Below are 20,738 nucleotides of genomic sequence, written 5' to 3'. Positions count from 1 at the left end.
GAACTGAGTGGTATGCTTTTTTACCTGGTCTCTTTCTTGATCATGGGCGGCATTTATTCGGTGATCTGCCTGGCCCTCAATATGCAATGGGGCTTTGGCGGCCTATTCAACGCAGGCATCGCTGGTTTTTACGCAGTCGGCGCTTATTCAGCCGCCATCATCACCTCCGCCAATTCAGCCAACCATGTGGGCGGGTTTGACCTGCCAATCGTGGTCGGCCTCGTCGTCGCTGGCATCCTATCAGGCATTGTCGGCTGGGCTATCGCCCGTATATGCGTACGGTTAAAAGCGGACTATCTGGCCATGGCCTCCATCGGTATCGCCGAGATTATCCGCTTGGCCGTGATCAATGAAGAGTGGCTCACCAATGGCAGCCTTGGCGTGTCGCGCATTCCGCGTCCATTGGAAGATTTCTTCACGGGCCGCGAAAGCGAAATGGTGTTTTTTATCTTCGTTTGGATCATTGTCGCCATCACCTTTTGGGTCGCCCATCGCCTTTATAAAAGCCCGTGGGGCCGCGTCATGCGGGCTATCCGCGACAATGAAGCCGCGGCGGAATCCGTAGGTAAAGATGTGCAATCTTTCCGCATCCAAAGCTTTGTGATCGGCGCGATTTTTATGGGCGTCGCCGGAGCGTTGAGTGCACATTATTTCAAATTCTTTAGCCCGGACGCCACCGAGCCCTTGCTCATCACTTTCCTCGCGTGGGTCATGTTGATTGCGGGCGGCAGCGGCAACAATAAGGGCGCAGTTGCGGGGGCATTGATCATTTGGGCCATCTGGTCGATGACCGAGATCATCACCCAGCAATTGCCGCCAGATTGGGCCACCCGCTCATCCTATATCCGCATGTTGCTGATCGGGCTGTTCCTGCAGTTTGTGCTGCAACGCTTCCGCGCAGGGCTGTTTCCAGAAAAAGCGCCGAAGCTGAATGTGAAGAGCCATGGCTGAACGTAGCTTCACCAAAGAGGTTGAAAAACTGCGCCTTGGCGATGGCGACACTTTTCGCGGCGAAGGCATTTTGGCGATCACCAAAGCCCTGCTGGAAAATGGCGTCGGCTATGTGGGCGGTTATCAAGGTGCCCCAATCAGCCATTTGATGGATGTGTTCGCCGACGCTGAAGATTTGCTCAGCGAACTCGGCGTACGCTTCGAAGCCAGCGCCTCGGAAGCCACCGCCGCCGCCATGCTCGCTGCATCGGTGCATTATCCCATTCGCGGCGCGGTCACGTTTAAATCAACCGTCGGCACCAATGTGGCGTCAGACGCCTTGGCCAATCTCGCCTCTGGCGGGGTTACAGGCGGCGCGCTGGTCATTGTCGGCGAGGATTATGGCGAAGGCTCCTCCATCATGCAGGAGCGCAGCCATCCCTTTGCACAAAAAAGCCAGATCTGGCTACTCGATCCACGCCCCAACCTTCCGTCAATTGTGGACGCGGTGGGGCATGGCTTTGCCCTCTCCGAGGCCAGCAATACCCCGGTGATGCTGGAAGTGCGTATTCGCGCCTGCCATGTGCACGGGCATTTTGACACCAAAAACAATGTGCCGCCATCCTTCACCGTGCGCGATGCGTTGGAAAATCCAAAGCGCAAAACCGACCGGATTGTGCTGCCGCCTGCCTCCTATCTGCATGAGAAGGAAAAGGTGGAGCAACGCCTGCCCGCTGCCATCGATTATATCCAACAGCACAAGCTCAACGAGCATTTTGGTCCCAACCAGGGCGACATCGGCATCATTATGCAGGGCGGCATGTATAACAATGTAATGCGGGCCTTGCAGCGCATGGGGCTGGCCGATCTGTACGGCGACAGCAAAGTGCCGCTCTATGTGGTGAATGTCACCTACCCGCTGGTGCCGGACGAAGTGGTGAATTTTTGCGCTGACAAAAAGGCGGTGCTGATGGTGGAAGAAGGGCAACCGGCCTGCCTTGAAGAAGCCGTTGCGGCTCTACTGTTCAAACACAAAATCAACACCGATTTGGCGGGCAAAGGCGTGCTGCCGCTGGCCGGTGAATTGACGGGCCAAGTGATGTTAGACGGCCTGCGCAGCTTTATCACCAGCCTCTCCCCGCATCTGGTCAATGATCAAGACCGTGCACCAAATGAGCCACAACTTCTGCCGCAGCCGGAGCTGGACGACACGGTGCCCCCACGCCCGCCGGGATTTTGCACGGGCTGCCCTGAACGCCCGATTTTCGCGGCCACCAAACTGGTGGAGGAAGAACTCGGCCCGCACCACATCTCATCAGATATTGGCTGCCACCTCTTTTCCATCATGCCGCCCTTTGAAATTGGCGGCACGACGATGGGCTACGGCCTCGGCCCCGCCTCATCCTCGGCACTCAATGCCAAAGGCGCGCGCCGTTCGATCAGCTTTGTCGGCGACGGCGGCTTTTGGCACAATGGCCTAACCTCCTCTATCGGCAATGCCTCGTTCAACGCGCATGACGGTGTGACCGTGATTGTCGACAATTACTATTCCGCCGCCACTGGCGGACAGGATATCTTGTCGTCCCGCGCCAACAATAAATCCCGCAACACCAACAACCCCATCGCCAAAGCGGTCAAAGGCATGGGCGTGAAGTGGGTGCGCGAAATCGACAACACCTATGATGTGGGCAAAATGCGCGAGACGCTGAAAGAGGCGCTCACCACAGATGTGACGGGGCCGAAGGTCATCGTCGCCTCCTCAGAATGCATGCTCAACCGTCAACGGCGGGAGCGTCCACTGAAGGCAAAGGCGATTGCCGAAGGGCAAACCATCACCCAGCCAAAATTCGGCGTTGATGAGGACATATGCACCGGCGACCATGCCTGCATGCGCCTCTCCGGCTGCCCATCGCTCACAGTCAAAAAGCTAGATGATCCCCTGCGCGATGATCCTGTCGCCCATATTGATCAATCCTGTGTCGGCTGCGGTAATTGCGGCGAAGTAGCAGATGCGGCCATTCTCTGCCCTTCATTCTATAAGGCGGAACGCATCCACAATCCGGGCAAGGCCCATAAAATCTGGCGCAAGCTCTCCAGCAATTTTATGAGCTGGTTGCAAGCGCGGCGCGACCGCAAATCATTGCGTTTCGAGGCATAATCTATGGCGCAAGATCAAATCATAAAACTGGCCATTCTCGCCGTAGGCGGCCAAGGCGGCGGCGTGCTCACCAATTGGATCGTGGATCTGGCCGAGCAGAATGGATGGGTCGCCCAATCCACCGCCGTGGCCGGCGTGGCCCAGCGCACCGGCGCCACCATCTATTATGTGGAAATGGCCCCACAACAGGCCAAACGCCCGATCTTCTCTCTTGCCCCAAGCGTCGGCGATGTTGATATTCTGATCGCGGCGGAACTGATGGAAGTCGGCCGCGCCATCCAACGCGGCTTTGTCAGCCCCAACCGCACTTGCCTAATTGGCTCCAGCCACCGTCTGCACGCTGTGTCTGAAAAAATCAATCCAGGCGACGGGCGCGCTGAAGATCAGGTCATATTCGATGCCGCCCACAAATCTGCGCAGTCCGTGCTGCTACACAATTATGATCGCCTGGCCATTCAGAACGGTTCCTATATCTCAGCCAGCCTGTTCGGCGCCCTCGCCGCATCCAAAGCACTACCATTCACGCCCGAACAATTTGAAGCCATTCTCGAACAATCTGGTCGCGCCGCAGCCCGAAGCATCGCCGCCTTCAATGCGGCGCTGAAAGCCGAACCGCTTAACGCGCCAGAACGGGCACAGCAAGCCACTCCCCCTGCCAAAGCGCAGGGCCCCCAAAAGCTGCTCGGCAAATGGAATGCCCTGCAGCAGCGCATCGCACAGTTGCCAAATGAATGCCAAAACATGGCGTTGGCGGGCCTCAAAAAGTCTATTGAATTTCAGGACGTGGCTTATGGCGAGCACTATCTGACAAAGCTTGAGCAATTCGCACAGCACATTCCAACCGACCGCCCAGATATTCTGACTGAACTAGCCAAGCATTTGGCCAATGCCATGGCCTATGATGATTTGATCCGTGTCGCCGACCTAAAAACCCGACGGCAGCGCCTCAGCCGTATAGAAAGCGAAGTCCAGCTTCAATCTGCGGACGGGTTGAAACTAACGGAATATTTTCACCCGCGCGCCGAAGAGATTTGCGGCCTGATGCCGCCAAAGCTGGGCCGCTGGTTTGAGGAAAGCCCCAGCCGCTTCGCTTGGCTGGACCGCCGCGTCAATAAAGGTCGCCGCATCCGCAGCAACGGGTTCTGGGGTTTCAGCACGCTCTACTTGCTGGGTGGCCTGAAATGGTGGCGCAAACATACGCTGCGCGATCAGATCGAACGCGACCACCGCGCGGCGTGGCTGACAGAAATTGAACGGCCCCTTGCCGACCATCCTGACCTTGCACTTGAGCTCATCAAATGCCGCCGCCTGATTAAGGGCTATAGCGACACTCACCACCGTTCATTGAGCAAGTTTGCCCGTATCTTCGAAAATTTGCCACTGGTGATCAATTTGCCAGATGCTGCAGATTGGGTTCGCCGTTGGCGCGATGCAGCACTAATGGACGAAAATGGCGACGCCCTAGATGGGGCCATCAAAACGGTCGGCGTCACCTTGAAACAACAAAATGAAATTTAGTAAAATTTCGTTGAGTTTTGTAAAATTATAGTTTGTCGCACCAAACTATCTTTTAGGCCGCCCAAAACCATATGACGAACGCAAGTAAACTCAGGGGTTGTTGGCGCTATATTTTAGGTTCCACCTTTGAAAATGGCGTCAGTTCAGCCGCGTCGAAGATTGGCGCCACATCTTCCTGCCCGCCGTCCAACATTGCAGCAATACGTTCGAGCGAAGCGATCAGCATGGATTGCTCCCAATCCGACAACTCCTCAAACTCCTGCTCAAACCGCTCATGAATGCCGTCCGGTGACTGGCTAAGTGCTGCAAGGCCCGCTTCTGTAAGCGATAGCCACACTTGACGCTTGTCGGTTTCGCCGCGTTTGCGCTCGATCAGCCCCCGCGCTTCTAGCTTATGCACCAAACCTGTGGTTGTGGCCTGCGTAATGCCCATGGACTGGGCAATCTGCCCAGCACTGCGCTCACCGCCCTCATCCAAAAGGCGCAACAAAACCAGCTGCGAAGGGGTAATACCCGAAGCACGCATCAGTGTTTTCGAATTTGTATCAGCCGCCCGCAAGATTCGCCGGATCGAACTCAAAACTGACTTTGTTCTCTCTTCCACACCGCCCTCATACGCAAACAAGACAGGAAAGTTTAGCCTAATCTTTACTATCCACCAAGACATAAAATAAGTTTGCAAAAACAAATTATATGCCTGTTGACTTCCGATTTTTCTTATTACGATCAAAGGGTTTCAGCCACACAATTTTGTCATAATCGCCGGAAAACGCATGATTTTCCAACTTTTCACGGAACTTTTCGCTGACCTAGCGGTTGACATTTAGTTAGTACAAGCTAAATAAACGGCGAATTTGAATTTTCACAACACACGGATTGTTGAAAAATGAAAACAAACATCACCAAAGCACGCCCAATATTTCGCAAGCCAACGGCTAACGATGGGTCTGTCGTTTGGGACATCGTGAAAAACTCAGGCAAGCTGGATGAGAACTCAATCTACTGTAACTTGCTGCAGTGCACCCACTTTGCGGGCACATGCGCGATCGCTGAAGTAGATGGAAAACCAATGGGCTGGATTTCAGCCTACATCCCTCCCCAGTCACCTGACACACTGTTTGTTTGGCAGGTTTGCGTGGCGGAAGAAGCTCGCGGGCTCGGCATCGCCAAACAACTGATCCACACCGTGCTGAAGCGTGACGTGTGTGAAGATGTGAGAAAAATTGAAAGCACCATCACCAAAGACAATGACGCGAGCTGGGCCCTGTTTGGCGCGATCGCTGACAATTTTGGTGCCGACTTAGACAAGAAAGTGATGTTTGACGAAGAGAAGCATTTGGACGGCCAAGGCGCGACTGAGCACTTGGTTTCAATTGCACCCGTTAAACAAAATCACCCTGTGCTGCGCTCGGTTGCTTAACGCACCGCTGCGCCCACACAAAATTAATGAATCCGAAGGACCGACAATGACCAATAGTGAACAAAATGACCTGCTCGTGTTTGAACGTCGCGAAAGTGCAGTGCGCAGTTATTGCCGCGCCTTTCCAAAAATGTTCGACCGCGCGGTCAATGCGAAAATCTTTGGCGCTGACGAGAAAGAATATATCGACTTTCTGGCAGGCTGCGCCTCGCTCAACTATGGCCACAATGATCCAGATATGAAGCAAGCGCTGATTGACTTCATCAGCCGCGACGGCATCGCCCATGGTTTGGACATGCACACCAACGCAAAGCGCGACTTCCTGCAAGCATTCCACCGCCACATTTTGGCACCGCGTAACATGGACTATCGCACCATGTTTACCGGCCCAACTGGCGCAAATGCTGTTGAGGCAGCATTGAAACTCGCACGCAAGGTAACTGGCCGCACCAACGTGATTTCATTCACCAATGGCTTCCACGGCATGACTTTGGGCGCCTTGGCCACAACCGGCAATGCTGGCAAACGTGGCGGCGCTGGCATGGACCTTTCTGGTGTGCACCGCGCGCCATTTGATGGCTATTTTGGCGACAATGTAGACACGGCCGAGCAGCTCGACATCCTATTAAGCGACAGCTCCGCTGGCATTGATGCACCTGCGGCTATTTTGGTTGAAGCGGTGCAAGGCGAAGGCGGCTTGAACGTTGCGTCAAAAGAGTGGATGCAAAAGATGCAGGCCATCGCCAAAAAACATGGCGCCCTGTTCATCGTTGATGACATTCAGGCAGGTTGCGGCCGCACAGGCACCTTCTTCTCATTCGAAGAAATGGACATTGAGCCCGATATCATCACCATGGCAAAGTCACTGTCTGGCATGGGCTTACCGTTCGCGGTTACCCTGTTCAAGCCAGAACTTGATATTTGGAAGCCAGGCGAGCACAACGGCACATTCCGGGGCAACAACCACGCATTCATCACTGCAAAAGTGGCGATCGAGAAGTTTTGGGCTGATGACAGCTTCCAAGCAGAAATTCAGGAAAAATCTGAATATCTCGAACAGCGCCTGCAATCCATCGCCGACAAATATGGCTTTGGCCTTAAAGGCCGCGGCATGATGATGGGCATTGATTGTGGCAACGGTGATGACGCAGCAGACATTTGCGAACATGCATTTGAAAATGGCGTGATCGTAGAAACCTCTGGCAGCGACGACGAAATCGTGAAGATTTTGGCGCCCCTCACCATTGAAAAAGATACCTTCGCCAAGGGCCTCGACATCATCGAGACCGCATTTGACTGCACCCTTGTCGAAAAGAACCAACGCTCAGCAGCGGAGTAAATAATGATTGTACGCGATTTGAATAAAGCACGTGAAACGGACCGACTGATCTCTACCGAAGGGTGGGACAGCACACGGTTGTTGTTGGCTGATGATAATATGGGCTTCTCGTTCCATGTGACCCGCATCAAAGCCGGCACGTCTCACGTGTTCCACTATAAGCATCACCTCGAAGCTGTTTTCTGCATTGAAGGCGAAGGCCAAATCAAAGATCTGGCCACAGGTGAAGTGCACGAAATCAAGCCCGGCGTGATCTACGCTTTGGATAAAAATGACAAGCACGAACTGTCAGCCAAAAGCCAAATCACATTCGCCTGCACATTCAATCCGCCTGTAACCGGCAATGAAGTGCACCGTGAAGACGGCTCTTACGCACCTGCAGCGGAGGTTGCAGCCGAGTAAAACGCAAGCTTTTGATCTAACGAATAGGAGCGAGCAATGAGCAGTGCAGCAATTAAACCAATAGAACAAGAAGACGATTACGTTACCCGCTTGGCCAATGATGAACGTTGGCTTGAGCGGAAAGACCCGGTTGTATGGTCCGAATGGCGCCCCGGCGCACCTTTGGCTCTGGACCAGGTTGAACAGTTTGAGCGTGATGGCTTTCTCGTACTCGAGAATATCTTTTTGCCTGGTGAAATTGATGCGCTGATTGAAGAGAGTGCTCGCCTACGTTCGGATGGATCAAAGCTGGCGCAAGAAAGCCTTGTGACCGAACCCGGCACAAATGACGTGCGCACAATCTTCGATCTGGACTTGCAAAGCGAAGTCTTTTCTCGTTTGGCCAAAGATGTGCGTATCGCTGAACCTGTTCGGTTCCTGCTTGATGACGAAATCTATGTGCATCAGTCTCGGCTAAATTTTAAGCCGGGCCTTACGGGCAAAGAATTCTACTGGCATTCAGACTTTGAAACATGGCACGCCGAAGATGGCATGCCACGCATGCGCGCCATTTCGGCGTCTGTTTTGTTGACTGACAATGATGCCTTGAACGGCCCACTCATGCTGATGCCCGGCTCTCACAACACATTTGTTGCCTGTGCTGGCCAAACGCCGGAAGATAACCACAAAAGCTCTCTCAAGGAGCAAAAAGTCGGAGTACCTTCCGCAAATGCACTTTCACAGATGTCGCAAAAACATGGCATTGAATATGCCGCGGGCAAAAAAGGCACGGTGATCTTGTTTGATTGCAACACCATGCACGGCTCAAACGGCAACATAACCCCCTTCCCACGCTCAAACGCTTTCTTTGTTTACAATGCGTGGTCAAACCAGCTTGAGGCACCTTTTGGTGCGGACGAGCCAAGACCAAATTTCTTGGGCCGTCGCAAACCAAAAGAACCGCTGACCCTGCGTGAAGGGCACCTTGAATCGGCGGAATAGCCGCCATTGATGCGGCGCAAAAGACCAGCGTCCAAATAAGGAGTAACCATGCCGAACCACACAGTTGAGAAAATCGGCGGTACATCTATGTCGCGTACCCACGAACTATTGAAAAACGTTCTAATGGGAGAGCGCAAAGGTGACGCACTCTATAACCGCATTTTTGTGGTGTCTGCCTATGGCGGCATCACCAACGACCTGCTTGAGCATAAGAAGTCTGGCGCGCCGGGCGTTTATGCCCTGTTTTCCAGCGCAGAAAGCGATTGGGCCTGGGGCGACGCTTTGGACAAACTGTCTAAGCGCATGCAAGAAATAAATGCCGAGATTTTTGAGGATCAACAAGCACTTGGCGCAGCGAACGCATTTGTGCGCGAGCGCGTTGAAGGCGTTCGCTCTTGCTTGATCGATTTGCACCGCCTTTGCTCATACGGCCATTTCCGTCTCGACAATCATTTGTTGACTGTGCGTGAAATGCTGTCAGCACTCGGCGAGGTGCACTCAGCCTACAACACAGCATTACTGCTGCAGCAAAATGGCGTGAATGCCCGCATGGTCGATTTGTCTGGCTGGCGCGATGAAGAGCAATATAGCTTGGATGACAACATCAAAAATGCCTTCAAAGACATTGATGTCAGCAAAGAGCTGCCGATCGTAACTGGCTATGCGCAGTCTAAAGAAGCGCTGATGAAAACTTACGACCGTGGATATAGCGAAGTGACGCTTTCACGCATTGCAGTGATCACCGAAGCCAAAGAAGCGATCATCCACAAAGAGTTCCACCTGTCATCTGCCGACCCTAAAGTGGTGGGCGAAGATGCGGTGCAAGTGATTGGCGACACCAACTATGATGTTGCAGACCAGCTTTCCAATATGGGCATGGAAGCCATTCACCCTTCTGCGGCCAAGGGCTTGCGGCAGGCAAACATTCCATTGCGCATCAAAAACTCTTTCGAGCCTGAACATCCTGGCACAACCATCAATGCCACCGATCAGGGCAAAAATGCTGGCGTCGAAATCATCACTGGCCTCGACAATGTCATCGCGTTTGAATTTTTCGAACAGGATATGGTGGGTGTTAAAGGATATGACACACGCATTTTGGACGCACTAACGCGCCATAAAGTGCAGATCATTTCTAAAACATCAAATGCCAACACCATCACGCACTTCCTGAAAGGGTCGTTGAAAAACATTAAGCGTGTTGAAGTTGACCTGTCTAAGGAGTTCCCAGCTGCCGAGATCAGCTCACGCAAAGTGGCCTTTATCTCCGCCATTGGCCGTAACCTCAAAGGCTGCGACGTGGGCGCAAAGGCAATCTTGGCTTTGGCAAAAGCTGGCATCACACCGCTCAGCATGCAGGACTTGCTGCGCAAGGTGGATGTGCAAATCATTGTTGATCGCTCAGATTATGAAAGCTCAATCAAGATTTTGCATGAAGCGCTGGTCGAAAAGACTGAAGCGCTGGGTAAAAAGCTCGCCGCCTAGGCAGTTGCCAATATAACCGGATCTTTAAAACCGCCCCAAGGGGCGGTTTTTTTTTGCGCCTAAATACCTACAGATCTTAATTTTTTAGAAAAATTAAATGGTGACGGGAACCAAGTTTGGCCCGAGACGTTGTTTAGGCAGCAGACAAGGAGCGACATGATGACAGACAACAATGAAAAAGAAACAGTAGTCGTTTCGAATTCATCATCCAATCCGCTTGGTGTTTTTCTCGCGATCATCCTAGCGGCAGCCGTAATTTTTGTCGGATATCTGGCATATAGCGGCTACTTCAGTAATGAACAAAGCGTCTCAGTTGAACTGAAAGTTCCTGATGAGCTAACGCCAAGCGAATAACAAAAAAACGACCTCCAAGAATTGGACCAATTGAGAAGCACTCCCCTCCCCCAACCAGCCCTTGCTTCACAATTGGTCCATTTTTTGCCTAAATATTATCACAATATAATTAGGAACATTTCCAAGTAATTCCCGTTTCTCCCTTGATTTTAAAATACTGATCAAGGCCATACTCGAGAAAAAAATGGGAATTATATCTCCAATACAAATCTCACACATAAAATCAGTTGCTAGATCAACATCAGCGAAGCTTTGCCCAAACTATTAAACGTTTGAATCCGCAGATGTATTTGGCTCCTGCTCGGCTATGCCCCAATAAATATGGACATTTTCAAAAAATAAATAAAAAACGAAAAATCATTCGGAACAAAAATATTATTCAAGTGTTATCCAATCAACGCCTAACAATTACAAATATAAAAGGCGTATATATAAATAAAGGAGTGAAGCATGACTAAGAAACTATTTGCAACAACTGCACTCGTGACACTACTTTCAGCACCTGCCCATGCAGATGGTCTGAATCTGGGTCTAGACACAAATGTTGATGCAGGCGTCGAAGTCAGCTCAGACGAAAACAAGGACGGGATCAATCTTGATCTGGGTGCTGACGCTGCAGTTGAAGCCGGCACAGAAACCAACCAAGACGGCACAAACACAAGCACAGACACATCTGTTGATGGGAACGTTGATTTGAACAGCGATGACCAGGACAAATCAATCACCGCAGACATTTCTGCTGACGCCATGTTGGCAACTGATTTGTTGGGTGAGGACGTTCACACCCAGGCAGATGCAAACCTTCAAATTGTTGGCGACGTCAATGACATCGTGATGGACGAAGACGGCAATGCTGACTGGTTGATCGTTGGCGTGGGTGGCTTTCTCGGCCTTGGCGAAAAAGAAGTCGCCATCTCAGCTGATCAAGTTGCTTGGGCCAATATCGACAACGAGCAAGTTGTCGTAACCCAAATGACCCAAGCTGAATTTGAAGCGGCAAACGCTTTTGACCGCGCAGAACTCCAAGCAAACGGTGAATACACAGCCGAAGATCTGTCATGGACAGCTGAAGGCGAAGCCCGTTTGAGCGCTGAACAATAAGATCTTCCGAACAACGGAAGCGTCAAAGAGTAAACAAGGAGCAAAACAATGAAAAAGATGACAACCAAATTGCTAACCACAACCGCCCTGCTGACATTGATGGTACCTGCCGGCTTTGCCGACAACCATACATTGTCAACCGACACCAACACAGGTGTGGATGCAAATGTTGAGTTGAACACCGAAGACGGTGTGAGCGTTGACGGTGAAGTCAACACTGATCTAAACGCCGACGCCTCAACCATGGGCAAAGACGGTGCGATGGGCACCAACACAGCCATGGGTGCAAATGCACTCCTCGCGTCAAACTTCATGGACAAGGAAGTCTTTGTTGAAGGCAAAAGCGGTGCAGAATCTGTCGGCAACATCCACGACATTGTTATGGATGAAGAAGGCAACGCCGAATGGATCATCGTTGGTGTTGGCGGCTTCCTCGGCCTAGGTGAAAAAGAAGTTGCCCTGTCAGTCGACAATATCGAGTGGGTTGAGCGCGATGGCGAACGCGTGATCGTGACCAGCACGACAAAAGCTGATCTTGAAGCAGAACCTGCTTTCGACCGTGCAGCTGTCGAATCTCAAGGCGAGTACAGCGCTGAGCGTCTATCTTGGACAGAAGAAGGCCAACAATGGCTTAAAGATACGCAAATGAAAGCCCAAAAAGCCTTGGACGATATGTCCATGACCGATGAGCAAAAAGGTGAAGATGGCAAAACTGCCCCGACACCACCGAGCAACGGTGAAAACACCGACACCACAATGACTGACGGTCAAGACTTGGCTGTTGAAGGTCAGGATGGTGACATGAGCACCGATGGCTCTGCCCAGATGGACACCAACACCGATTGGAACTGGGACGCGGACGGCATGGAAACAATCGCCAATGGCGAATTGAGCGCCGAAGAATTGATCGGCACCCGTGTATACGGTCCAGACCGTGAAGATGTAGGTGAAATCTCAGACGTGTTGATGACACAGGACGGTCAAGTAACAGCCTACATCGTTGATGTTGGTGGTTTCTTGGGCCTCGGTGAGAAACCGGTTGCCTTGAGCGCAAACGAGTTGAAAATCTACACCGATGCCAATGGTGAGTTCCGTGTACGCTCAGAATTCACAAAAGAAACGCTAGAGTCAGGCCCAACATATTCTGAAGAAGAATATAACAACAATCCTGATGGCGTCATCATTCAATAGGTATTTATAAAATATCGAATTAGGAGGCGCTGTTTTCAGCGCCTCTTTTTTTGTGGAACGAAAGTATGTTGAGAACGTTTAGTTATCAGCAATCCAAAAAGGAGGATTACGATGGCGACGAAAGCAACAAATCAAAACTCTACATCGACCAATCAAGCCGACCTCGTAAAAGCGTTGGAATCTCAAATTGAGGGATTGCAAAGCGATGTACACGCCCTGATGAAGGCCGTGACGGAAAAGGGCGAAAGCAAGCTCGACCAAGCAGCAGAAGCTGTGAGCGAAACATCGCAAAAAACCGCTGATTTCGCCAATGAAGAAGTTGAGCAAGTGCGTAACTACATCAAAAAGCAGCCGTTGAAATCAGTGGGCATTGCACTTGGCGCCGGCATGGCACTGGCGCTTCTTTCACGTGGCTCACGCGGGTAGAGGAACATGTCTCAGTTTAACGGACCAAGCATTCTCGCAACGCGCCTGTCCAACATCATGATGAACCGAGTGCAGACGAACACCGTGCTGCTGCTGGTGTGCCTCACCACAGGCGCCGTGGCTTATTTGGCCTTCATCGCTGCAGCATGGTTTGCGCTTGAGCAGGCAACCAATGCGGTTTACGCCTCCTTGATTGTGGCCACCGGCATGTTAGCGCTCACCTTCATCGTGTGGATGATCAAACGTTTCCGCGACAAGCGCGAACAGGCGCGTCAGACAATCACGCAAAACCAATTGCTTGCGACGCTAACCCACACCACGGTGGACCGTGCGCTTGAGAAAAACTCTTTGTTGGCCCCTGCCGTCGCTCTAATCGGCTGGTCGTTGCTCAGCAAAGATCAAGATAATTCGAACGTCAAACACCTCCCACGATAGCGCCTCTCACGCGCTATCGCGGCACCTAGCCTAAATGCCACCGCCACCTCAATTTTTGCACATGATTGGACCCTTCCAATGTCGCACCGCTTTGACAAATTGCATGTCGCCCCTTGGCTTCTGAGCCTGTTGCAAGCGGGGGCGCTGACGCTAATCATTGTCATAGCGGCAACGACTATTCTTGTGTTTGGCCAAGTCTTTCTGGCGCCTCTTATCGCCTCAATCGTCATTGGGCTTATGTTCGGCCCCCTTGCGGACCGGATCGAACGGTTCGGCATCCACCCTGCAATTTCGGGCGGCGCTGTGGTTGTGATATTTTTCTTGATCATCATGACCATGCTAACCGCTTTTGTGTGGCCCCTATCGGGCTGGATTTCGCGGCTGCCGGAACTATGGTCGAAACTGCAGGGCATCATTGCTGACTGGCAGGGCATGATGACGACAATTGAGGGCGCGCGCGAACAACTCAACCAGTTCACCAGTCAATCCGCAGATATGGTTGTGCAGGTGGAAGAAGATTCACCGATCAAAACCGTGGCCTTCTCCGCCCCCACATTTTTGGCGCAGATCCTGATCTTCCTCGTGAGCTTGTATTTTTTTATCGCAACAAGACTGCAGATCAAACAATTTGTGATCGGCCTTTTTGCAATGGTACAAACCCGCGACGCTGTTGCGCAGATCTTTGATGATGTGGAGCAATTTATTTCGCGTTATTTGCTCTCGATCACCTTCATCAATATTGGCTTGGGCCTCACCATTTCATTTGCCCTATGGGCCGCCGGCATTCCCGCCCCGTTTTTGTGGGGCATGTTGGCCGGCGTGATGAATTACATCACCTATATTGGCCCGGTCATCATGATCGCCTGCCTGTTTGGCGTGGGCCTTGTGACCTTCGACACCCTCAATGCGGCGCTGATCCCTGTGGTGATTTATACGATTATCAATGGCATCGAGGCACAATTTGTCACCCCGACCATTATCGGCCGGGCCATGACGCTGAACCCATTTCTGGTGTTCTTTGCCATCACCTACTGGATTTGGGCATGGGGGCCTTTGGGCGGATTCATCGCTGTGCCCATGCTGCTGATTGTTGTGACGATCGTGCAAAACATCAACCGCCACATCACCGAAGAAGGCTCCAAATCAACGCTGATAAAAGCCAGCTAAATTCGGAACTAATCCTTCGCCCTAACGTTTCTTAAATAGCCGCGTGACTGAGGCAACTCAGCGCGCAAAATACAAGACGAAGCCTTCAACGAAAGGATATTAACATGTCTAATGTTTCTTCAATTATGAATGCCAAATCCACATCAGAAAAAATCAATACTGGCCTAGACGAAGGTTTTCGCAACGATATTTCCAAAACACTTTCAGAAGTGTTGGGCGCAAGCTATCGGTTGATGGTGAAAAGCCACATTTATCACTGGAACGTTGTGGGCCCGCTGTTTAAGCCGCTGCACGAGCTTACCGAAGAACACTATCAAAACTTGTTCGAAGCCATTGATGTTATTGCCGAGCGCGTTCGCGCCTTGGGCAACATCGCTCCCTATAGCATCGGCAATGCTGCTAATTTTGCCCCAGAAGGCAAAGAAGTTGAACACCTCACAGCCATCGACATGGTTGATGATTTGATCAGCGAACACGAAGCCATTTGTCGCCAAATGCGCGACGTGGCCGAAAAAGCGGGTGACAACAAAGATATGGTGACCGAGGATCTGATGACAGAGCGCCTCGCCTTCCACGAAAAAGCAATTTGGATGTTGCGCGCGACAGCCAGCGAATAGCAAATATTTTCAGAACGAATTAAGGGGGCGGTTTTCACCGCCCCTTTTTTTGTATCTCGCACACTGACCTAAAAAAGCAGGGGCAACGTGTCCCTGCTGTCTTAACTCAATGATGAATTTTCTCTGCTCTAAAGCGCCATCGGCGATTTAGTCACCGCAGACGCACCTGCATCTGGACCGTAATCCTGGTGGCCAGAAACATCCAAAATCTCTTTCAGCTTTTCCCGCGCACGGTTTACACGGCTTTTGATTGTACCAACCGCACAATCGCAAATCTTTGCCGCCTCTTCATAAGAGAGCCCCGAAGCACCAACCAAAACAATCGCTTCGCGTTGATCATCTGGCAACTGGCCCAGCGCTTTTTGAAAATCACGCAAATCCATTGAGCCTTGCTGCGCTGCGTGGGTAGAAAGCGAATCTGTGAAAGCACCGTCTGTGTCTTGCACTTCCCGGCCCTTCTTGCGCATTTGGGAATAAAACTCGTTGCGCAGAATTGTGAAAAGCCAAGCCTTCATATTGGTGCCCGGTTCAAACTTAGTCTTATTCGACCATGCTTTCACAATTGTATCCTGCACCAGATCATCTGCGCGGTCATGATTACCGATTAAAGATATCGCGAAACCGCGCAAACCTGGTAAACAGGTCAAGAGCTCTCGCTTAAATGAGTATTTTTCGCTCATGAAGAGGGCTCCTCATCTGAAGAATTTTTCTCGGCCGCATCTAGTTTCTCCAAGAGATCTAGAAAGCGGTCGGAAATTCCTTCATCGGCCACTGAATCATATAGCTGTTTGAGCTTTTCTGAGATCATTTCACTTCCATCCGCGGATTGCGCGGTTTTTCCGTTCAAACTGACGCCATTTTTGTTGGCATTTTCTGTCATTCTTCAGCCCATTTTCCCGAAATCTAACTTTTTGATACAGTCTAAACGCCCCACCTCAAAAAAAGTTCCCACCGTTGGAACTTTTTTCGACCTACCGCGTTTTTGATGAAGTACACCTGTTTTGGGGAATGGAGAATTAAATGTCACTATCCACTCGTATCGCGGCGCACTTGCCCTATCTACGGCGCTTTGCGCGCGCAACAACCGGCTCTCAATCATCAGGCGATGCCTATGTGGCCTTGCTGCTGGAAACCTTGATTGAGGATGTGAGCAGCTTCCCTGAAGCCTCTAGCGATAAGGTTGCGATCTATAAATTATTCTGCCTTTTGCATAATTCTGCCAAGGTAGATTTAAACACAATGGACAGCCCTTATAGTTGGGAAAAACGCGCCACCGCCAACCTTTCCGCAATTCCATCGCAAGCCCGCAATGCATTTTTGCTGCACAGCGTGGAAGAATTTAATCACGAACAAATTGCTGAAATTCTCGATACTGACCGGGACAATGTGGTCAAATTGCTGGACCAAGCCCATCAGGATATCGCTCGCCAAGTCACCACCCGCGTGATGATCATTGAAGATGAACCATTGATTGCAATGGACATTGAGCAACTCGTCGAAGATTTGGGCCACTCCGTTACCGGCATCGCCCGCACCCATGATGAAGCACGCGACCTATATGCCAAGGAAAAGCCCGGCCTTGTTTTGGCAGACATTCAGTTGGCAGATGGCAGCTCCGGCATTGACGCTGTGAACGAAATCTTGGCGCAAGATGCACTTCCCGTAATCTTCATCACCGCTTATCCTGAAAGGTTGTTGACTGGCGAACGTCCAGAACCAACCTTCTTGGTGACCAAGCCGTTCCGCGAAGAAACAGTTAAGGCTTTGATCAGCCAAGCGCTGTTTTTTGATGGTCATAGCGCTGAGGAGGGAACTAAATCAGCTTAGAGGCGTTGATTAGACAGTAACAAAAGGAGAAAAATGATGCTTTATTATGCACTTATCTTTTTGGCTGTCGCAGTCATCGCAGGTATATTTGGTTTCTCCGGAATAGCCGGCGCATCTGCAGGTATTGCCCAGATCTTGTTCTACCTATTCTTGATCTTTCTGGTCGTATCGGTAATCACAGGGTTTGTTCGGCGGAAACCATAAATGGCGAAAAAATGCAGGTGGTGCTTTGCGCCACCTGCATCGCAGTTTAAGAGCCTTTTATGCATAGACATTCACTGACCTGGGAAAATCAGGAAACAGACACAAACAGACAACGTGACTATCTGACCTTTGCGCTGGTGCGGTCTGGTGTGTGCGCCATGTTGCAAGATTCCAACTTCCGATATCTCTACATTGCCAACTTGCCGACGGATTGGAATTCTCCCGGCTCGGAAGAAACTCCATCCGACCTCAGCATTTTTGGGCGCGACCTCGGCGAGAAACTCGCTGCCGAAAAAGAAAACATTCTTCAAACCGGTCAAAAACGAGAGTTTGAATGGGTGGATGCGCGCGGGCGCACCTACCATTTCCTGGTTGAGCTGGTCTTTGACCGGCAAGATGGCAAGCAGATATTCACCACCGTAAACGACCTCACCGACGAACGGCGACGGGAAAAAACCCTGCGCACGCTGCTCAAAGAGGTCAGCCACCGTTCCAAAAACTTGATGGCAATTATCCAAAGCGTGGCCTCACAAACGGCACGGCACGCCCCATCGCTTGAGCGCTTTGTGCAGAGTTTTCACGGCAGGCTGCAAAGTCTTTCGCTGGCCCAAGACTCCATCATGGAAACGGATTGGCAGGGCTCCAGCCTAAAGGATTTGCTGGAACGTCAACTCAGCCATTTCCCTTTGCAGGTTAAAAAGCTTGTGGTGTTCGATGGCGACGATGTCGTGATCAGCCCCAATGCCGCCGTGCATGTGGGATTAGCCATGCATGAATTGCTTTCAAACGCAGTGAATTACGGCAGTTTTGTGCGGCAAAATAAACCGATCAAAATCTCAACCAAACTGCAACAATTGCAAAGCCCTACGCCAACGCTCACCCTCAATTGGATTGAGCCGACCAACGCTGAAGCCGCCCCCGCGGACCATAAGCGTTTCGGCAGCACTATATTGGAAAGAGTTGTGCCCAACGCCCTATCGGGAAGAGCGGACTATAACTTCGCAGAAGACACAATCAATTATGCGCTTTCTTTCCCGTCAAATGCATAAAAGTGCTCCCAAGGATCGCCTTTTACTATTTATTGAGAAGCCAACGGAACTCAACTAGTGCTCTTCCAATCGAAAATTGACAAGCCACCGCTCCACTTCTTCTTCTACATCTTCTTGGGCCATTCCATATTTTTCTTGTAGTTCGCCAACGGGCTTTTTGCGGCTGCCGTCAATAACGTCCAGGTCCTCATCAGTGAGTTTACCCCACTGCATTTGCACCTCACCTTTGAACTGCTCCCCTTTACCAGAGATTTGCTCCAAATTGGCTGACATGTGCTGCCATCTCATAGTAAATTCTTTTTCGGTTACTAAAGCTGAACACGAAAAGTGAAGAAAAGCCCCAATAATTCAACAATGTAACTAAGTGTCTTGCAGCAAACACATTTTAAATTTATAGAAATTTTTGCGTAACAATTCAGGATAAACAATGAAGCGGTTTCTTCCCCTTATCGTATTTGTGCTGGTCACCGGCCTTGGCATCGGCATGACCACTGTTGTCTATCAAGCTGAATTGAACTCAGAACAAAAACGGTTTGAAATTCTCGCTGCTGAATCAGTCGACAGCATTCAAGCGCGCCTGCGCCAGCACATTGCGCTGTTGTTCGCCACGCGTTCACTATTTTCCGCCACTGACGGGGAAGTCGACGGCAAGGCCTTTAAACGCTTCGTCGCGGGCCTCGACATCAATGATAAATATGCCGGCGTTCAAGGCATTGGATATGCCCGTTTCATCAAAACTGGCGATGAAATTAAGGCACAGTTAGATATCTCAACCAACTATGCGCTTGGCCGCGCCGTATGGCCCGAAACCGACCAAGAATATCGTACGCCCATCGTTTTGTTGGAACCACAAGACGAGCGCAACAAAGCGGCGCTTGGCTTTGATATGTTCCAAGAACCTTCGCGCCGCGCGGCCATTATGCGCGCACTACAAAGCGGCGAAACAACATCCAGCGCACCTGTGGAACTGGTGCAAGAAATTACATCACACAAGCAGGCTGGTTTCCTCGTCTATTTGCCCTTTGGCCGCTCTGACGAATCCACCATCGTTGAAGATACTGTTCGCGGCTTCGTCTATGCGCCGTTCCGCGCGGGCGACCTGCACCTCGCCGCGCTTTCAAAGCAAGATAGTCGCAAAGTAGAGCTCAAAACGTCTGATGGCGAAGATCCGCTGTTTGAGACCGCAAATTTTGATCCTGAAAATGCAGGCTATACGATCACCCGCGAAGTTGAATTTGCTGGCCGCAATTGGACCATTGAGCTCCACGAAACGCCTGCTTTTTATGACAGCGCTTTTCCGCATCTGAGCTCACTCATTCTGGGCACGCTCTCTGCCATTCTTGCCTTCGCCCTAGCGATCGCCACCGTCGCGCAGCAAAATGCAGTGCGCCAAGCGCATGAAGTAAAACGCGTGGTGGAAGATACGCTCAAGGAAAAAGAAATGCTGCTGCAAGAAATGCGGCACCGGATCAAAAACTCTATCGCGCGTGTTCTGGCTATTTCGCGGCAAACCGCAAATGGCGCAAAAACCATTGAAGAATTTGCCGAAAGCTTCACCGCGCGCCTGCACGCCATGTCCAAATCGCAAGATTTGCTGACCCGGTCCAAATGGCAGCGCGCCGACCTTGAAACGCTCCTAAATGCCGAAATCGAGCAAGTTTTTGGCGACAGCACAGAGCATTATAAACTGGACGGCCCCAAAACAGAGCTGAACGAACAAGCGACCCAAGCAATCGGCCTCGTATGCCACGAGCTCGCCACCAATGCGCTTAAATATGGCGGGGTGACAGAACCGGGCGGCAAGCTGGAAGTAAGCTGGAACGTTACCGGCAAGAAATCGAAAAAACGCCTGCATCTCACTTGGCGCGAAAACGCCACAACCCCATCGAAGCCTTCTGAAAAGAAAGGCTTTGGCACCAAACTTATTGATGCCAATATCCGTGGTGAGTTGGGTGGTTCAATTGATCGCACATTTGATGAAAACGGGCTTTTGGCGGTCATCGAAATTCCCCTAAATCGATAGAGCAGTAGTCGGCGGCGCGACTTCTTCATTTAATTTGGGAACTATTTCCCGCCACCATCGTTAGTCTTCTCAAGTACACTTATTCCAAGTGTTCATTTGGGGAGACTATTC

At 51.1% G+C, this 20,738-nt stretch carries 23 protein-coding genes; 19 read left to right on the top strand and 4 right to left on the bottom strand.

Annotated elements, in window-relative coordinates; translation table 11 throughout:
• Window positions 1-12 precede the first annotated feature (12 nt).
• The 3 genes from ACP15Y_RS08290 to ACP15Y_RS08280 are packed head-to-tail and all read left to right on the top strand — an operon-like array spanning window position 13 to window position 4,606.
• Window positions 13-951 carry a branched-chain amino acid ABC transporter permease gene (locus ACP15Y_RS08290; protein ID WP_424982592.1) on the top strand — a complete coding sequence of 313 codons (939 nt, stop codon included), beginning with the start codon at window positions 13-15 and terminating at the stop codon, window positions 949-951.
• Window positions 944-3,088 (top strand): thiamine pyrophosphate-dependent enzyme, encoded by a 2,145-nt coding sequence (locus ACP15Y_RS08285; RefSeq protein ID WP_424982591.1) that lies wholly within the window; start codon window positions 944-946, stop codon window positions 3,086-3,088. The genes ACP15Y_RS08290 and ACP15Y_RS08285 overlap by 8 nt, the downstream gene beginning before the upstream one ends.
• Window positions 3,089-3,091: 3 nt before the next feature.
• Complete coding sequence (locus tag ACP15Y_RS08280) at window positions 3,092-4,606, top strand: indolepyruvate oxidoreductase subunit beta family protein (RefSeq protein ID WP_424982590.1); 1,515 nt, start codon at window positions 3,092-3,094, stop codon at window positions 4,604-4,606.
• Window positions 4,607-4,712: 106 nt separating this feature from the next.
• Here ACP15Y_RS08280 and ACP15Y_RS08275 read toward each other — a convergent pair whose 3' ends face one another.
• Entirely contained in the window at window positions 4,713-5,132 is a 420-nt protein-coding gene (locus tag ACP15Y_RS08275; protein ID WP_424982589.1) for a MarR family winged helix-turn-helix transcriptional regulator, read from the bottom strand.
• A 360-nt stretch (window positions 5,133-5,492) separates the two neighbouring features.
• Between ACP15Y_RS08275 and ectA the strand changes: the two genes are divergently transcribed.
• From ectA to ACP15Y_RS08215, 12 genes are all read left to right on the top strand, one after another.
• Entirely contained in the window at window positions 5,493-6,026 is a 534-nt protein-coding gene (gene ectA / locus ACP15Y_RS08270) for a diaminobutyrate acetyltransferase (protein ID WP_424982588.1), read from the top strand.
• A 46-nt stretch (window positions 6,027-6,072) separates the two neighbouring features.
• Complete coding sequence (gene ectB / locus ACP15Y_RS08265; protein ID WP_424982587.1) at window positions 6,073-7,365, top strand: diaminobutyrate--2-oxoglutarate transaminase; 1,293 nt, start codon at window positions 6,073-6,075, stop codon at window positions 7,363-7,365.
• Between the two features lie 3 nt (window positions 7,366-7,368).
• A complete protein-coding gene (locus ACP15Y_RS08260; RefSeq protein WP_424982586.1) occupies window positions 7,369-7,767 on the top strand; it encodes an ectoine synthase in 399 nt (132 codons plus the stop codon).
• 36 nt (window positions 7,768-7,803) lie between these two features.
• Window positions 7,804-8,748 (top strand): ectoine hydroxylase, encoded by a 945-nt coding sequence (gene thpD, locus ACP15Y_RS08255; RefSeq protein ID WP_424982585.1) that lies wholly within the window; start codon window positions 7,804-7,806, stop codon window positions 8,746-8,748.
• Between the two features lie 48 nt (window positions 8,749-8,796).
• Window positions 8,797-10,233 (top strand): aspartate kinase, encoded by a 1,437-nt coding sequence (locus tag ACP15Y_RS08250; RefSeq protein WP_424982584.1) that lies wholly within the window; start codon window positions 8,797-8,799, stop codon window positions 10,231-10,233.
• Window positions 10,234-10,392: 159 nt separating this feature from the next.
• Window positions 10,393-10,587: a hypothetical protein gene (locus tag ACP15Y_RS08245; RefSeq protein WP_424982583.1), complete on the top strand. Its 195-nt coding sequence runs from the start codon at window positions 10,393-10,395 to the stop codon at window positions 10,585-10,587.
• A 450-nt stretch (window positions 10,588-11,037) separates the two neighbouring features.
• Window positions 11,038-11,688, top strand: a complete 651-nt coding sequence (locus tag ACP15Y_RS08240; RefSeq protein WP_424982582.1) for a PRC-barrel domain-containing protein — start codon at window positions 11,038-11,040, stop codon at window positions 11,686-11,688.
• A 48-nt stretch (window positions 11,689-11,736) separates the two neighbouring features.
• Entirely contained in the window at window positions 11,737-12,879 is a 1,143-nt protein-coding gene (locus ACP15Y_RS08235) for a PRC-barrel domain-containing protein (protein ID WP_424982581.1), read from the top strand.
• Between the two features lie 111 nt (window positions 12,880-12,990).
• Window positions 12,991-13,305 (top strand): DUF883 family protein, encoded by a 315-nt coding sequence (locus ACP15Y_RS08230; RefSeq protein ID WP_424982580.1) that lies wholly within the window; start codon window positions 12,991-12,993, stop codon window positions 13,303-13,305.
• Window positions 13,306-13,311: 6 nt separating this feature from the next.
• Window positions 13,312-13,740 (top strand): hypothetical protein, encoded by a 429-nt coding sequence (locus tag ACP15Y_RS08225; protein ID WP_424982579.1) that lies wholly within the window; start codon window positions 13,312-13,314, stop codon window positions 13,738-13,740.
• Window positions 13,741-13,818: 78 nt separating this feature from the next.
• Complete coding sequence (locus ACP15Y_RS08220) at window positions 13,819-14,907, top strand: AI-2E family transporter (protein ID WP_424982578.1); 1,089 nt, start codon at window positions 13,819-13,821, stop codon at window positions 14,905-14,907.
• Window positions 14,908-15,011: 104 nt separating this feature from the next.
• Entirely contained in the window at window positions 15,012-15,524 is a 513-nt protein-coding gene (locus ACP15Y_RS08215; RefSeq protein WP_424982577.1) for a Dps family protein, read from the top strand.
• A 128-nt stretch (window positions 15,525-15,652) separates the two neighbouring features.
• Here ACP15Y_RS08215 and ACP15Y_RS08210 read toward each other — a convergent pair whose 3' ends face one another.
• A complete protein-coding gene (locus ACP15Y_RS08210) occupies window positions 15,653-16,204 on the bottom strand; it encodes a sigma-70 family RNA polymerase sigma factor (RefSeq protein ID WP_424982576.1) in 552 nt (183 codons plus the stop codon).
• Window positions 16,201-16,404 carry a NepR family anti-sigma factor gene (locus ACP15Y_RS08205; RefSeq protein WP_424982575.1) on the bottom strand — a complete coding sequence of 68 codons (204 nt, stop codon included), beginning with the start codon at window positions 16,402-16,404 and terminating at the stop codon, window positions 16,201-16,203. The genes ACP15Y_RS08210 and ACP15Y_RS08205 overlap by 4 nt, the downstream gene beginning before the upstream one ends.
• A 140-nt stretch (window positions 16,405-16,544) precedes the next feature.
• Here ACP15Y_RS08205 and ACP15Y_RS08200 point away from each other — a divergent pair, with 140 nt between their 5' ends.
• The 3 genes from ACP15Y_RS08200 to ACP15Y_RS08190 are packed head-to-tail and all read left to right on the top strand — an operon-like array spanning window position 16,545 to window position 18,604.
• Complete coding sequence (locus ACP15Y_RS08200) at window positions 16,545-17,351, top strand: response regulator (protein WP_424982574.1); 807 nt, start codon at window positions 16,545-16,547, stop codon at window positions 17,349-17,351.
• A gap of 36 nt (window positions 17,352-17,387) precedes the next feature.
• The gene (locus ACP15Y_RS08195; protein WP_133571739.1) at window positions 17,388-17,555 is read left to right on the top strand and encodes a DUF1328 domain-containing protein; all 168 of its coding nucleotides are present in this window, start codon (window positions 17,388-17,390) and stop codon (window positions 17,553-17,555) included.
• Between the two features lie 59 nt (window positions 17,556-17,614).
• Window positions 17,615-18,604: a sensor histidine kinase gene (locus ACP15Y_RS08190; protein WP_424982573.1), complete on the top strand. Its 990-nt coding sequence runs from the start codon at window positions 17,615-17,617 to the stop codon at window positions 18,602-18,604.
• A gap of 54 nt (window positions 18,605-18,658) precedes the next feature.
• Here ACP15Y_RS08190 and ACP15Y_RS08185 read toward each other — a convergent pair whose 3' ends face one another.
• Complete coding sequence (locus ACP15Y_RS08185) at window positions 18,659-18,892, bottom strand: CsbD family protein (RefSeq protein ID WP_424982572.1); 234 nt, start codon at window positions 18,890-18,892, stop codon at window positions 18,659-18,661.
• Between the two features lie 139 nt (window positions 18,893-19,031).
• Between ACP15Y_RS08185 and ACP15Y_RS08180 the strand changes: the two genes are divergently transcribed.
• The gene (locus ACP15Y_RS08180) at window positions 19,032-20,627 is read left to right on the top strand and encodes a CHASE domain-containing protein (RefSeq protein ID WP_424982571.1); all 1,596 of its coding nucleotides are present in this window, start codon (window positions 19,032-19,034) and stop codon (window positions 20,625-20,627) included.
• Window positions 20,628-20,738: the final 111 nt, after the last annotated feature.

It is taken from the genome of Maritalea sp. S77, from assembly GCF_049801075.1.
Lineage (GTDB): Bacteria > Pseudomonadota > Alphaproteobacteria > Rhizobiales > Devosiaceae > Maritalea.
This window is presented reverse-complemented; position numbering and strand designations above follow the sequence as displayed.

Coding starts and splice junctions, on each gene's coding strand:
- ACP15Y_RS08290 (WP_424982592.1), top strand. CDS start 13: ATGCTTTTTTACCTGGTCTCTTTCTTGATCATGGGCGGCATTTATTCG.
- ACP15Y_RS08285 (WP_424982591.1), top strand. CDS start 944: ATGGCTGAACGTAGCTTCACCAAAGAGGTTGAAAAACTGCGCCTTGGC.
- ACP15Y_RS08280 (WP_424982590.1), top strand. CDS start 3,092: ATGGCGCAAGATCAAATCATAAAACTGGCCATTCTCGCCGTAGGCGGC.
- ACP15Y_RS08275 (WP_424982589.1), bottom strand. CDS start 5,132: ATGCGTGCTTCGGGTATTACCCCTTCGCAGCTGGTTTTGTTGCGCCTT.
- ectA (WP_424982588.1), top strand. CDS start 5,493: ATGAAAACAAACATCACCAAAGCACGCCCAATATTTCGCAAGCCAACG.
- ectB (WP_424982587.1), top strand. CDS start 6,073: ATGACCAATAGTGAACAAAATGACCTGCTCGTGTTTGAACGTCGCGAA.
- ACP15Y_RS08260 (WP_424982586.1), top strand. CDS start 7,369: ATGATTGTACGCGATTTGAATAAAGCACGTGAAACGGACCGACTGATC.
- thpD (WP_424982585.1), top strand. CDS start 7,804: ATGAGCAGTGCAGCAATTAAACCAATAGAACAAGAAGACGATTACGTT.
- ACP15Y_RS08250 (WP_424982584.1), top strand. CDS start 8,797: ATGCCGAACCACACAGTTGAGAAAATCGGCGGTACATCTATGTCGCGT.
- ACP15Y_RS08245 (WP_424982583.1), top strand. CDS start 10,393: ATGACAGACAACAATGAAAAAGAAACAGTAGTCGTTTCGAATTCATCA.
- ACP15Y_RS08240 (WP_424982582.1), top strand. CDS start 11,038: ATGACTAAGAAACTATTTGCAACAACTGCACTCGTGACACTACTTTCA.
- ACP15Y_RS08235 (WP_424982581.1), top strand. CDS start 11,737: ATGAAAAAGATGACAACCAAATTGCTAACCACAACCGCCCTGCTGACA.
- ACP15Y_RS08230 (WP_424982580.1), top strand. CDS start 12,991: ATGGCGACGAAAGCAACAAATCAAAACTCTACATCGACCAATCAAGCC.
- ACP15Y_RS08225 (WP_424982579.1), top strand. CDS start 13,312: ATGTCTCAGTTTAACGGACCAAGCATTCTCGCAACGCGCCTGTCCAAC.
- ACP15Y_RS08220 (WP_424982578.1), top strand. CDS start 13,819: ATGTCGCACCGCTTTGACAAATTGCATGTCGCCCCTTGGCTTCTGAGC.
- ACP15Y_RS08215 (WP_424982577.1), top strand. CDS start 15,012: ATGTCTAATGTTTCTTCAATTATGAATGCCAAATCCACATCAGAAAAA.
- ACP15Y_RS08210 (WP_424982576.1), bottom strand. CDS start 16,204: ATGAGCGAAAAATACTCATTTAAGCGAGAGCTCTTGACCTGTTTACCA.
- ACP15Y_RS08205 (WP_424982575.1), bottom strand. CDS start 16,404: ATGACAGAAAATGCCAACAAAAATGGCGTCAGTTTGAACGGAAAAACC.
- ACP15Y_RS08200 (WP_424982574.1), top strand. CDS start 16,545: ATGTCACTATCCACTCGTATCGCGGCGCACTTGCCCTATCTACGGCGC.
- ACP15Y_RS08195 (WP_133571739.1), top strand. CDS start 17,388: ATGCTTTATTATGCACTTATCTTTTTGGCTGTCGCAGTCATCGCAGGT.
- ACP15Y_RS08190 (WP_424982573.1), top strand. CDS start 17,615: ATGCATAGACATTCACTGACCTGGGAAAATCAGGAAACAGACACAAAC.
- ACP15Y_RS08185 (WP_424982572.1), bottom strand. CDS start 18,892: ATGAGATGGCAGCACATGTCAGCCAATTTGGAGCAAATCTCTGGTAAA.
- ACP15Y_RS08180 (WP_424982571.1), top strand. CDS start 19,032: ATGAAGCGGTTTCTTCCCCTTATCGTATTTGTGCTGGTCACCGGCCTT.